At 63.3% G+C, this 12,533-nt stretch carries 12 protein-coding genes, 1 rRNA gene and 1 pseudogene; 4 read left to right on the forward strand and 10 right to left on the reverse strand.

All coding sequences use genetic code 11. The features are described from left to right. Window positions 1-12: 12 nt before the first annotated feature. Entirely contained in the window at window positions 13-1,077 is a 1,065-nt protein-coding gene (locus tag IAE37_RS13045; protein ID WP_201174215.1) for an AI-2E family transporter, read from the reverse strand. Between the two features lie 315 nt (window positions 1,078-1,392). Here IAE37_RS13045 and IAE37_RS13050 point away from each other — a divergent pair, with 315 nt between their 5' ends. Then, window positions 1,393-2,391, forward strand: a complete 999-nt coding sequence (locus IAE37_RS13050; protein ID WP_201174218.1) for an alpha/beta fold hydrolase — start codon at window positions 1,393-1,395, stop codon at window positions 2,389-2,391. A 7-nt stretch (window positions 2,392-2,398) separates the two neighbouring features. On the opposite strand, the gene zapE is transcribed toward IAE37_RS13050, so the two are convergent. From zapE to IAE37_RS13080, 6 genes and pseudogenes are all read right to left on the reverse strand, one after another. Then, window positions 2,399-3,505, reverse strand: coding sequence for a cell division protein ZapE (gene zapE, locus IAE37_RS13055; RefSeq protein ID WP_201174220.1), 1,107 nt, complete (start codon window positions 3,503-3,505; stop codon window positions 2,399-2,401). Window positions 3,506-3,572: 67 nt separating this feature from the next. Beyond that, window positions 3,573-4,721 (reverse strand): PQQ-dependent sugar dehydrogenase, encoded by a 1,149-nt coding sequence (locus tag IAE37_RS13060; protein ID WP_201174222.1) that lies wholly within the window; start codon window positions 4,719-4,721, stop codon window positions 3,573-3,575. Window positions 4,722-4,746: 25 nt separating this feature from the next. After that, entirely contained in the window at window positions 4,747-5,064 is a 318-nt protein-coding gene (locus IAE37_RS13065; protein WP_201174226.1) for a hypothetical protein, read from the reverse strand. Between the two features lie 199 nt (window positions 5,065-5,263). Then, entirely contained in the window at window positions 5,264-7,696 is a 2,433-nt protein-coding gene (locus tag IAE37_RS13070) for a TonB-dependent siderophore receptor (RefSeq protein WP_201174257.1), read from the reverse strand. Between the two features lie 135 nt (window positions 7,697-7,831). Then, window positions 7,832-8,707: a FecR family protein gene (locus IAE37_RS13075; protein ID WP_236409941.1), complete on the reverse strand. Its 876-nt coding sequence runs from the start codon at window positions 8,705-8,707 to the stop codon at window positions 7,832-7,834. Between the two features lie 7 nt (window positions 8,708-8,714). After that, a pseudogene (locus IAE37_RS13080) lies at window positions 8,715-9,218 on the reverse strand (RNA polymerase sigma factor); the annotation flags it as partial. Between the two features lie 136 nt (window positions 9,219-9,354). Between IAE37_RS13080 and IAE37_RS13085 the strand changes: the two are divergent. Then, window positions 9,355-9,843, forward strand: coding sequence for an LEA type 2 family protein (locus IAE37_RS13085; RefSeq protein WP_201174233.1), 489 nt, complete (start codon window positions 9,355-9,357; stop codon window positions 9,841-9,843). A gap of 5 nt (window positions 9,844-9,848) precedes the next feature. Here IAE37_RS13085 and IAE37_RS13090 read toward each other — a convergent pair whose 3' ends face one another. Next, window positions 9,849-10,112, reverse strand: a complete 264-nt coding sequence (locus IAE37_RS13090; RefSeq protein ID WP_201174236.1) for a hypothetical protein — start codon at window positions 10,110-10,112, stop codon at window positions 9,849-9,851. A gap of 126 nt (window positions 10,113-10,238) precedes the next feature. Here IAE37_RS13090 and IAE37_RS13095 point away from each other — a divergent pair, with 126 nt between their 5' ends. Next, complete coding sequence (locus IAE37_RS13095) at window positions 10,239-10,559, forward strand: DUF883 family protein (RefSeq protein ID WP_201174239.1); 321 nt, start codon at window positions 10,239-10,241, stop codon at window positions 10,557-10,559. A 22-nt stretch (window positions 10,560-10,581) separates the two neighbouring features. On the opposite strand, the gene IAE37_RS13100 is transcribed toward IAE37_RS13095, so the two are convergent. Further along, complete coding sequence (locus IAE37_RS13100; protein WP_201174241.1) at window positions 10,582-11,199, reverse strand: tRNA-(ms[2]io[6]A)-hydroxylase; 618 nt, start codon at window positions 11,197-11,199, stop codon at window positions 10,582-10,584. A gap of 154 nt (window positions 11,200-11,353) precedes the next feature. On the opposite strand from IAE37_RS13100, the gene IAE37_RS13105 reads away from it, so the two are divergent. Then, complete coding sequence (locus tag IAE37_RS13105) at window positions 11,354-12,217, forward strand: universal stress protein (protein ID WP_201174243.1); 864 nt, start codon at window positions 11,354-11,356, stop codon at window positions 12,215-12,217. 85 nt (window positions 12,218-12,302) lie between these two features. Here IAE37_RS13105 and rrf read toward each other — a convergent pair. After that, window positions 12,303-12,418 (reverse strand): 5S ribosomal RNA (rrf, locus tag IAE37_RS13110). Window positions 12,419-12,533 lie beyond the last annotated feature (115 nt).

The following is a 12,533-nucleotide window of genomic DNA, read 5'->3' on the forward strand; positions in this document are numbered from 1 at the left end:
TGCAACGCAGCCCTATTGCGGCAACTGCACCTGCGGCTTGGACGAGGCGAAAATGTCCCAGCTCGACAGGAACAGCGCCGCGATCAGCGGCCCGATCACGAAGCCATTGAGCCCGAACACCGCCAGGCCACCCAAGGTCGACACCAGGATCAGATAGTCGGGCATGCGCGTATCCTTGCCCACCAGGATCGGCCTCAGCAGGTTATCGACCAGGCCGATCACCAGCACGCCGAAGGCCGTCAGGATCACCCCTTGCAGGATCGCCCCGGTCAGCAGGAAATAGGCAGCCACCGGTGCCCAGATGATCCCCGCCCCCACCGCTGGCAGCAGTGACAGGAACGCCATCAGTACCGCCCAGACCAACGCACTGGGAATGTCCAGCACCCAGAAGATGAACCCGCCCAGCGCGCCCTGGGTCACCGCCACCAGCACGTTGCCCTTGACCGTCGCCCGCACCACCCGGCTGAATTTCAGTTGCAGGCGGCGCTTCTGCTCTTCGGGCAGCGGCACGGCCAGGCGAATGCGCCGCGCGACCTCGGCGCCTTCGCGCAGGAAGAAAAACAGCAGGTACAACATGACGCCGAGGCTCACCATCATTTCGAACGTGCCTTGGCCGAAACTGAAGGCCTTGCCGGCGAGGAACTGGCTACCCTGGGTCGCCCACTGGGTGACGTTGTCGCGCAAGCCATCGAGGTTGCCGATGCCCATGCGGTCCAGGGCATGTTGGGCAAACGCCGGGAGCATGTCCTTGCCATGCTCGATGTAGCCGGCGATGTCCAGCTGCCCGCTCTCGATGCGCTGGTACAGCGATGCGCCCTCCTGCACCAGCAAGGCGCTGATGACAGCGACGGGCAGTACCGCGATCAGCAGGCAGGTGCACAGGGTGACCAGCGCCGCCAGGTTGCGCCGGCGGCCGAAACGCAGCAGCAGCTTGCGTTGCATGGGCGCGAACAGGATGCCCAGAATCACCGCCCAGAAGATCGCGCCGTAGTACGGCAGCATGATCCAGATGAAGGCGACGGTGACCAATGTCAGCAACACGGCCAGGGCTTTGTTCTGCAGAGCGGTTTCGTTCATGGAGGTTCCTTGAGTGTCCTGGAACATTAGTGGTTGCCGCCGTCGAAAAAGTGCCATCACTGCGTTGATTCAGATCGGTGAGCCGCTGTTCACCACGGAATTTGCAGCGCCTATGCGACCCAGCGCCGCCCGCGCGGCGCATCGCGAGCAAGCTCGCACATGTGTTGCAACGTGCCGAACCTGTCAGGCCAGGGTTTGCGCTGTTCTAATGGCCCCCCAGGGCGGTTTCATCCCTGGTAACACCTTTACCGGTTAAGGTTGCGGTCTGACTGTTAAAGTCGCCTATTCCTACATGGCCCTACACGGAGTGCCCCCATGCTGCGCGCAACCGCCCTGGCCCTCGCCTGCCTTGTCGCTGGCACCGCCATCGCCGCCGAACCCACCACCTATGGCAAACAGCTCGAAGGCTTCGCCTACCCCCACCCCTTGCAACATTTCGACTTCAAGTCCCAAGGCCAAGACCTGCAGATGGGCTACATGGACGTGCCAGCCAAAGGCAACGCCAACGGGCGCAGCGTGGTGCTGATGCATGGCAAGAACTTCTGTGCGGCTACCTGGGAAACCACCATCGACGCCCTGAGCCAGGCCGGTTATCGCGTCATCGCCCCAGACCAGATCGGTTTCTGTACCTCGAGCAAGCCTGCGCATTACCAGTACAGTTTCCAGCAGTTGGCAACCAACACCCATGCCTTGCTCGAGCGCCTGGGCGTGGGCCAGGCGATCATCCTCGGCCACTCCACCGGCGGCATGCTCGCGACCCGCTACGCACTGATGTACCCACAGCAGGTCGAGCGCCTGGCGATGGTCAATCCGATCGGCCTGGAGGACTGGAAAGCACTGGGCGTGCCTTACCGCACGGTGGACCAGTGGTATGCCCGCGAGCTCAAGCTCGACGCCGAAGGTGTGCGCAACTACGAACGCAAGACCTACTACGCCGGGCGCTGGAAGCCCGAATACGAGCGCTGGGTGCAGATGCTGGTGGGGCTCAACCAGGGGCCCGGGCATGAAGCCGTGGCGTGGAACTCGGCGCTGATCTACGACATGATCTTCACCCAGCCGGTGTACCACGAATTTCACAACCTGAAGATGCCGACCTTGCTGCTGATCGGTGACCAGGACACCACGGCCATCGGCAGCGATATCGCCCCGGCGGCGCTCAAGGCCCAGCTGGGCAACTACAAGGAACTGGGCCCGCGGGTCGCCAAGCTGATCCCCCAGGGACAATTGGTGATTTTCCCCGGCATGGGCCATGCACCGCAGATCGAGGAGCCGGAGCAATTCCACAAGGCCCTGCTTGACTGGCTCGGGCGTTGACGGTGAGTCAGCCGAAGCGCTGCAGCTGCATCTCGCGCAGGCGGCTCAAGGTGCGTTGGTAGGCGAACGCCAGGTAGCCCTGGGTGTACAGCGCCTCCAACGGCACCTGGGCTTCCAGGTACAGGGCCACTCGGCGGTCGTAGCATTCGTCGACCAGGGCGATGAAGCGGCGCACCGCGTCATCCTTGGGCGACAGCTTCGGCAACTCACGATCGCCCGCCTCCACCCGCGCTGCTGCGTCTTCGGTGCCTCGGGCGATGCGCCCGACGCGCTGTTCGCCGCCTAGCGCTGGCACCCCCTGCAGCAGGATCGCCTGATAGCGATCGCACAAGGCCATGAAGTCCGTCGCCGCCAACGGTTGCTCGCACAACTGCGCGAAGTGGCACCAGATCGCTTGCTCGCTGCGCCGGATGACCTGGATCTGTCTCGAGCCGACCGCCAACGGTTCGGCGCTACCGGCATCGTCGCGGCTCAGGGTGTGGAAGACTTGCTCGAGTGCCCCTTCATTGCCCGCGCTGGCAACCCAATAGCGCTGCCGCGCTTCACCGGGGTGCAGGCGATGATCCTGGTCACCGGCCACCGCCAGCACCTGCATGTGCCGTTCGATGGCAGCGATCGCCGGGAGAAAACGCTCGCGGTTGAAGCCGTCGCGGTAGAGCTGCCCGGGTGGCTGGTTGGAGGTCGCGACGATGACCACCCCCTGGTCGAACAGCACCTGGAACAGACGCCCGAGAATGATCGCGTCGCCGATGTCGCTGACGAACAGCTCGTCGAAACACAACACGCGGATTTGCCCGGCCAACTCCTGCGCCAGGGCCTTCAGCGGGTCGGCGGTGCCGTTGAGCTGGAACAGTCGCTGGTGGACCCAGGCCATGAAGTGGTGAAAATGCTGGCGACGCGAGGGGATATCCAGGCAGCGGTGGAACAGGTCCATGAGCCAGGTCTTGCCACGCCCGACCGGCCCCCAGAGGTACAGGCCCTGGGTGGCACGGCCCTGTTCGAGCGCGTCGAAACAGGATTGCAGGGCGGTGACGGCCGTGGCCTGGGCAGGGTCAGGCGCATAGCCTTGCGCAGTCAGGGCCTGGTCGTAGAGCGATCGTGGGGTTGAAGGCATGGCATCCGGCCTTGGCCTGTGGGGGCTCCATTGTCGGCGATAGGGCCGGAACAACCAACCTCGATCCTCACTTTTCGCCCAGGCCAACCTTCAGCAACGCCCCGTCCTTGGCATCGGTCAGCAGGTACAGGTAGCCGTCCGGCCCCACCCGCACATCGCGGATACGCGCCTTCAAATCGCCCAGCAGACGCTCCTCGTGCACGATCTTGTCACCGTCGAGTTGCAAGCGGATCAGTTCCTGGGTGGCGAGCGCACCGATGAACAGGTCGTGGTCCCAGGCCTTGAAGGTCGGGCTGTCGTAGAAGGCCATGCCACTGATGCCCGGCGACTTCTCCCAGACGTGGTGCGGGCCGACCATGCCCTCGACCTGCTCGCCCTTGGCCTCGGAGATCGGCAGCATCGTATAGTCGCTGCCATGGGTCGCGATCGGCCAGCCATAGTTCTTGCCGGCTTGCGGGATGTTGATCTCATCGCCGCCGCGGGGCCCGTGCTCATGAGTCCAGAGCTTGCCGGTCCACGGATTCAGCGTAGCGCCTTGCTGGTTGCGGTGGCCATACGACCAGATCTCCGGCCGCACATTGGCCTGGCCGACGAAGGGGTTGTCCTTGGGTACCGTGCCATCGGGGAGGATGCGCACCACCTTGCCCTGCAGTTTGTCCAGGTCCTGGGCGGTGGGGCGCTGGTTGTTCTCGCCCAAGGCGATGAACAGGTAGCCATCGCGGTCGAACACCAGGCGCGAACCGAAGTGATTGCCCACCGACAGCTTCGGCTGCTGGCGGAAGATCACCCTGAAGTTCTCCAGCCGGGCGCGGTCCTCGGACAACTGGCCACGGCCCACGGCCGTACCTGCTTTGCCGTCGCTGCCCTCTTCGGCGTACGACAGGTAAACGGTCCTGTCCTTGGCGAACTCAGGCGACAGCACCACGTCCAGCAGGCCGCCCTGCCCCTCGGCCCAGACCTTGGGCACACCGCTGATCGGCGCGCCAACCTTGCCCTCGGCGCTGACCACCCGCAGGTTACCCGGGCGTTCGGTCACCAGCATGTCCTTGCCGCCTGGGAGAAACGCCAGGGCCCAAGGGTTGCGCAGGCCATCGGCGATGGTGCTGACGGTCAGCCGGCCCTCCTCGCTGGGAAACTGCTGTTCGGGGGCCGCATGGGCCAACAGCGGCAGCAACGTGGCAGCGGCCAGGGTGTTCAACCAGGTGCGTCGAAGCATGGGGCGGTTCCTTCCTGAATAGGGTTCATGGCGCACGTTGCGAGTCACGCGCTGGACGAGTGGGCTCCAGATTGGGGGTCTGCTGTTGCCGACGCAGATTGTCGCCATTGCCGATGCCGCGGTTGTCCAGGCTAGGGGTGCGCACATTGGGCGCGGTCGAGGGGCCGCGCACCGGTGGGGTGGACTGCTGGGTACCCTGGCGGCTGTTCGGGTTGGCCCGCTGGATCGGGCTGTTGTAGGGATTGTTGTTGCTGGCGGCGAGCTGCAACGGTTGGGTTGGCGCTGCCTGTAGCGGCAGACACAGCATCAGGCCGACGACCAGGGTCGGCAATACGGGCTTCATGCTTCACCTCCTGTACGAAAAGTCGCGCCTTGTGGATTCGATAGCCTAAGGCGCGAAGGGTTCGCGGCAAAAGTGTGAGTGCGTGTGGAGTTGATTCCTGATATTTCAGTATGCGCCTTCGACGGGCGCTGTCTCGCTCTGTATGGAAAATCCTGCACAGCGTACGGGCACCTGCGCAGGACCTTCGCTCAGGCCAACATCAGTACGCCATGCTCCAGGTCAGGGTGTAGGTGCGCCCGCGCCCCTGGTAATCGTAGAGATAGGCCGGCCCGTAGGTCGGTGAGTAGAATAGCGTCGCACGCTGGCCCCACACGGTACTGTACTGCTTGTCCAACAGGTTCTGGATCCCGGCACTGAAGGTGCCGAACCCGGTATCCTGGCTGGCGAGCAGATCGAAGGTGGTATAGCCGTCGATCTCATGATTGGCATCATCCTTCAGACTGAAGGCATGGTTGGCCTGCAACCGGGCACTGCGGCCATCGCCCTTCCAGCCGACGAAGGCCGTGGCCTTGGACAGCGAGGCATAGCGCGCATCACGCTTGATCCAGCCGCCGTTGACGTCTTCCTCCTCGGAACGGGTCAGGTGCAGGGTGCCACCGCCCTCCCAACCGCTCTGGAAGTGCCGGGTCAACGCGCCCTCGAATCCGAAGTCACGGCTCTTCTGGTCTTCGACGTTGATGGTCAGGGTCTGCGAGTCGACGTTGATGATCTTGTCGGACCAGATGTAGTACAGCGCCGCCTGCGCGTCCCAGTCCAGGTCGGCATAGCGCCAGCCCAGCTCGACCTGGCGGCTCTTGATGCCGGCCAGCGGGTTGTCCGCCACGCTCATGCCGGCCTTGCCGTAGTACTTGGCCGGGTCCGGCAAGTCGAAGCCTTCACCGTAGTTGGTCCAGACCTGGTGGCCATTCTTGAAGTCGTAGATCGCGCCGACGTTGTACAGGTTGACCTGGTAGTCGTTGCTGCCGCCTGGAACCCCCTTGAAGTCGCTGACATCGACGTCCATCTGCTGGCGCCGGGCGCCTCCGGACAGGGTCAGGTTGTCGGTGGCATGCCAGTCGAGCTGAGCGTACACCGAGACGCCGTCGACGCGGTAGCTGGGGTAGCGGTCGGCCTTGCTGTCTTTGTCCAGGTCCAGGCCGCCGCTTTCCGATGAGGTCAGGGCATCGAAGGTGGTCTGCTGGGCGTTGAAGCGCTCTCGGTCGAGGTCGACGCCATAGGTCAGCTTGAGGGTATCCCACTGCTTGGCGAACAGGCCCTTGAGGCTGGTGACTTCGAAATTCTGTTGCGAGGCGGCGAAATACACGCCGCGCGAGCCGGTTGGCGTAGCGCGGTTGTAGTAGGGAAACGGATAGAAGTTGTCATCTTCCTTGCGGTACGAAGCCTGCAGATAGAAGTCCTGGCCCAGCACGTCGCTGTGGTGGTAGTTGGCGTTCAACAGCAAGCGCCGGGTGCGCGGTTCCAGGTCCGACGAATAGCCGCTGCGCAGCTCGGCGTCTTCCAGATCCGACGGGGCGTTGTAGTTCAGGTTGGGGAAGTAGATACCGGTGCTGCCATGGTTGCCCGAGTCGTAGTACTGGGCCAACAGGTCGAGGCTCTGTTCATCGGTGAGCTTCAGGCCGACACTGCCGAGCACGTCGATGGTGCGGTTGTACTGCAGGTCGGTCTGGGTGTTGTCGATGAAGATCTGGTCGCCGGCGCCGTCGTAGAAGGCTTCGTTCTGCTCGCCGGAAATGCCCAGGCGGGCATTGATCCGATCGTTGCCGCCGCTGATCGACTGGGCAAAGCGGGTCGCCAGGTCATCGCTGTTGTTGAAGCCGCTGCTGGCACCGAGCTGGGTCTCGAAACGCACATCCCCCGCCTCGCCTTTCTTGGTCACGATGTTGATGATGCCACCAGTGGCGCCACCGCCGTAGATGGCGCTGGCACCGGACAGCACCTCGACGCGCTCGACGTTGAACGGCGAGATGCTGTCGAACTGGCGCGACAGGCCACGCGAGCTGTTCTGGCTGACCCCGTCGATCATCACCAGCACGTTGCGCCCGCGCATGTTCTGCCCATAGTTGGTCCGCCCTTCCGGGGCCAGGTCGAGGCCCGGTACCAGTTTGCCGATGGCTTCCTTTAGGCTGACGCCACTGTCGATCTGCTCGCGCAACTGCTGCTGGTCGACCACCCATACGGTGCCAGGGATTTCGCTGATCGCGGTGCTGGTGCGCGAGGCGACGCTGACCTCGATGGGTTTGAGATTGACGGTCTGCGCAGCCGCCTCGGCCTTGCGCAGGGTAATGGTGCGGCTATCGCTGTACTGCCAGGCCATGCCGCTGCCGTCGAGCAGCTGCTGCAGGGCCTGGTCGATGCTGTAGCTGCCTTGCAGGGCTGGGCTGGTCAGCCCCTGCACATCGCCGGTGGTGTACAACAGGTGCAGCCCGGCCTGGTCGGCGAAGGCCGTCAGGGCCTGGTCCAGGGGTTGCGCCGGCAGGTCGAGCTGTACCTGGCGCGCCTGGACCTGCACCTGGGCCTCACTGCTGGCCCATGCCTGCAGGGGACCAGCGAGCATGGCCAGGGCGCTGCAGGACAGCAAGGCAAGATGGAGTCGAGCGCCGCGACGGTGCGGTTGGCCAGGGGTAGACGGCATGGGCATGAGAGGCACGAATGAGCTTCCAGACAAGTCGTAAATGAGAATGGGTTGCTGATCAGTCCCACTACGACGATCTGGCTTGCACGACCTTGCAGCGCCAAATGAAAAAAATTTCGATTATTTTCTGACGACTCAGTAGACCACGGCCAGCCAGGGCAGATAGGTGACCTTGAGGCCGTAGCGCTGCTCGAGCGTTCGCAGCAGCGCCTGAGGGTCGTCCAGGTCGAACACGCCGCTGACCTCGAGGGCGGCGAGCTTGCTGTCGGGGACCAAGATGCGACCATGCTGGTAGCGCTCCAGCTCGGCCAACACCTGCCCCAGTGGCTTGCCGTTGAATATCAGCTTGCCGCGTTGCCAGGCGGTCTGCGCGCTGGCATCCGCTGCCACCGCCAACGCGTGGTTGCCGGCCCGGGCCTCGCCCTTGGCCAGGACCACCTGGCCGTCGCGGCGCACACTGAAGGTCGCGGTCCCGCCCTGGATGGCGTCGCCAGCGGTCTCGACCACGAAGGGCCGCGGGTCGTCAGCGGTGTCGAACAGCGCTTCGCCGGCCTGCAGGACCACCCGGCGCTCATTGGCATTGAACGCCACGTTCAAGGCGCTGGCGCTGTTGAGCAGTACCCGTGAGCCATCCGCCAAGGTGAAGCTCTGCCGCTCGCCGACCCCGGTGTGGTAATCCGCCAACCACACGGGCGCTTGCTGCCAGCTGCCGTAGCCGACCACCAGCAGCACCAGGGAAGCGGCGATAGCTGCCGCCCAATGGCGCTGTCTACGGCGCAGCGGCGGTGCTTTGAATGCCTGGGCGGTCGCTGTATGGCCCAGGTCCAGCCACAGCGCCTCGGCTTCTGCGGCTGCGGCCCTATGCGCCGGACTCAGCTGGCACCAGCGCTGGTAGCGTGCCCGGTCGGCCGCGCTGGCATTCCCCGAGTGCAGCAGGGCCTGCCAGTCGAGGGCATCGTCGGACAGGTCGCTGATCGGCTGGGAAGCGTGCATGGTCGAGGCGTCAGTCATGGTTGTGTTTGAGCCAGTCACGGCAATGGCGCAAGGCCTGGCCGATGTATTTTGCCACCATACTCTCGGAAACGCCCAGGCGTTGCGCGATCTGCGCCTGGGTCAGGCCTTCGACACGGTTGAGCAACAATGCCTGGCGGGCGTTATCGGGCAGCTGCAAGAGTGCCTCGTCGAGCATCTGCAGACGCTCCCGGGCCAGCAGGGTCGCCTCCGGGGCCGGGGCTGGGCAGGCCACCTCCCCTGCACTGTCGCTGTCCTCATGGCTGGCGGCAAGGCGCTGCTCGCGGCGCAGGGCATCGATGGCCAGGTTGCTGGCCACGCGGAAGATGAAACTGCGTGCGTGCAGTACCGTCACTGCCTGCTCGTCGATCTTCGCCAGCTTGAGGTAGGTCTCCTGCGCGACGTCGGCGGCACGCTGCCGATCGCTCATGCGTCGAGTCAAGAACTGCAACAGGTCGTCGTAGTGCTCCTGGAAACTTGCCAGCAGACCAGACACGGGAGACGTCAGCATTGGGAGAAAGCACTGCCAGTAGGAAGAATTATCGGGCGTGAATGAGAAACAGTATCTTTGATAATGCCCGGTACTTTCAACTATGCCGTACGTTTGCCACACTGCAGGCTCGACTCCGCTGGCAAGGTTGCTCCCCATGGTTGCCCGATTGCATCGCTGCACGCGTTTGTTAATGGTCCTGCTGATGCTGGGTGCACTGCAGGCCTGTGCCCTGTTCCAGGCGCGCGACCCACTGAACATCAGCGTGATCGGCATCGAGCCGCTGCCCGGCCAGGAGCTGGAAATGCGCATGGCGGTGAAGATGCGGGTACAGAACCCGAACGAGAATGCCATCGACTACAACGGTATCGCGCTCAACTTGGAGGTCAACGGCCAACCGTTGGCAGCTGGGGTCAGTGACCAGCAAGGGCACATCGGCCGATTCGATGAGGCGGTGATCACCGTGCCAGTGAGCATCACCGCCTTTTCCTTCCTGCGCCAGGCCTATGGCCTAGGCAAGCTCGACTCGCTGCAAGGAATGCCCTACAAGCTGCGCGGCAAGTTGGCGGGAGGGCCCTTGGGCACCGTACGCTTCACCGACGAAGGCAAGCTCGACCTGACCAACAATGGCAGCCTGATCTGGTAGGGGCCTCAGCGGTTGGCGCTGGCGGCGGCCATCATCTTGTTGACTTCGCTGCGCACCAGGTTGGCGTAGTCCGGCGGCGACATGGCGTCCAGCTCGGCACGCACCCATTCCGCCCATTTGCCCTTGCGGCGGGACTTTTCCGAGATCAGCCGAGCCGCTTCGCCTTTGGCCTTGCCGAGGTTGTTCTGCCACATTTCGAACAGACGGGCTTTTTCCGCCTCGATCTGCGCCCGTTCCTGAAAGCTCTTGTTGGCGAGATTGAAACTCATGGAATACCTGCCAATGAAAAATGGCCGCTATCTTACACCGTAGCGGCATGACATCGGAAACCCGTGGCAACTTTCCCGTCGTGCTGAAATCCATTGTTCTAACCATCCATCGACGAGGACGTGTTCATGGCTCGAAAAAACCAATCAACTGCCAACGGCGAACAAATCAAGGACCAGGTGTTCAGCGAACTGCAGGCCTTGATCGAAGAGTCGGAAAGATTACTCGACCGCAGTGCCTCCCTGGTGGGCGAAGAAGCCGACACCCTGCGTGCCCAGCTGGGTCTGAAGTTGCGCCAGGCGAGTCAGGCCGCTGGCCAGATGCGAGCCCGGGCGCAACCTGTGGTGGAGGCGACTGAAGACTACATCGGCGGACACCCGTGGCAGACCGTGGCGCTCTCGGCAGGCCTTGGCCTGGTGGTGGGCTTGCTGATCGGGCGGCGCGACTGAGCCGGGCGCCGCCTGGCGGGGGTCAGGCGGCTTGCACCATGGGAACGCCACTGTGGAAACGCAGTTCCTGGTCGGTTGACTGGATCAGCTCGGCCTCCGCCTCCCTGACCAGTTCGACCCGCCGGGCGATATCGGCCGGCTCGCCGTACTGGTGGGCCAGCTTCAGGTAGCCTTGGTAATGGCGGGCCTCGCTTTTCAGCAGGCCTTGGTAGAACCGGCCCAGTTCCTCGTCCAGGTGCGGCACCAGGGCGTTGAAACGCTCGCAACTGCGCGCCTCGATGAACGCCCCTACCACCAGGGTATCGACCAGCTTCACCGGCTCATGGGCGCGCACCAGGCGCCGCAGGCCCGAAGCATAGCGCCCCGCCGATACCGGCCGCAGCGGCACGCCACGGCGCTTCATCAAGCGCAGCACCTGCTCGTGGTGCACCAGTTCTTCGCGGGCAAGGCGCGACATCATGTTGATCAGGTCGAGGTGAGTGTTGTACTTGGCGATCAGGCTCAACGCCGTGCTGGCAGCCTTGAACTCACAGTTCTTGTGGTCGATCAGCAGGGTTTCCTGATCGGCCAAGGCCGCTTCGATCCAGGCGTGAGGCGTCGCGCAGCCAAGGAAAGCGTCGATTTCGGGGATCAGGGACATAGGGCTACCAATCACTTCGTTGAACGGTCAGGACCGGCGATTATACCGGCGGTGATGGCCTACGCCAGTGACTATGCTTGATGTACATCAAGCGGCGGCGCGAGGGGCGCCGACTATAGTCAGCGTTGGCCACCTTTGGAAGGAGTTACTGCCCATGCAAGCCGTCCGTAGCATCCTCGTCGTCCTCGACCCCGAACATGCTCACAGCCGTGCGCTGACCCGGGCCAAGTTGATCGCTGGCGTGACGGGCGCCCGGCTACACCTGTTGATGTGCCACAAGAACCACGACCACAGCGCCCTGCTCAGTTTGCTCAGTAGCCAGTTGCACGATGATGGCTACGACAATGTCACTCACGAGCAGGCCTGGCATGACAGCCTGCACCAGTCGATCATCGAGGTGCAGCAAGCCGAAGGCTGCGAGTTGGTGATCAAGGAGCACTGGCCGGACAACCCGTTGAAGAGAGCGCTGTTGACCCCTACAGACTGGAAGTTGCTGCGCTATTGCCCTTGCGCGGTGTTGATGGTCCGCAGCGAGCGGCCCTGGACCGGTGGTGTGGTGTTGGCCGCCGTGGATGTGGGCAACGAGGACGAGGATCACCGGCGCCTGCATGCCAGTATCATCGATCATGGCTACGAAATTGCCAGGCTGGCCCAGGGAACCCTGCACGTGGTCAGCGCCCATCCCTCTCCCATGCTGGCCTCGGCAGACCCGGTCTACCAGTTGAGTGAAACGATCGAACAACGCTATCGGGACGCGTGCCTGCGCTTCCAGGCAGAGTACGACATCGCCGAGGGGTGCCTGCATGTGAAGGAAGGCCCGGCGGATGTGCTCATTCCCGAAATCGAGCAGAAATACGATGCCGTGGTCACTGTGATAGGCACCGTGGCGCGTACCGGGATATCGGGAGCGCTGATCGGCAATACGTCCGAGGTGGTGCTCGATTCACTGCAAGGGGATGTGCTGGTGCTCAAGAGTGAAGAAGCGGCAGCGCATCTGGCGGAGGTGGCGCGCGGTTGAGGTGAAGTAAGCTGAGGCCCTACCGCCACCGCCGGAAAGACAAAACCCCTACCTGCTCGCGCAGATAGGGGTTTTGCGAAATGAATCTTGACGATGACCTACTCTCACATGGGGAAACCCCACACTACCATCGGCGATGCATCGTTTCACTACTGAGTTCGGGATGGGATCAGGTGGTTCCAATGCTCTATGGTCGTCAAGAAATTCTGTTGCCAGAATGTCCAGATGGACAGCCTAGCGAATTCGGATATGTGAATTTGTGGCCACGAATTTTCGGGTCTTTCGTCTTCACCACCGCAATCTGCAAAGCAAATTG

This window comes from Pseudomonas sp. S31 (assembly GCF_016648105.1).
Taxonomy (GTDB): Bacteria; Pseudomonadota; Gammaproteobacteria; order Pseudomonadales; family Pseudomonadaceae; genus Aquipseudomonas.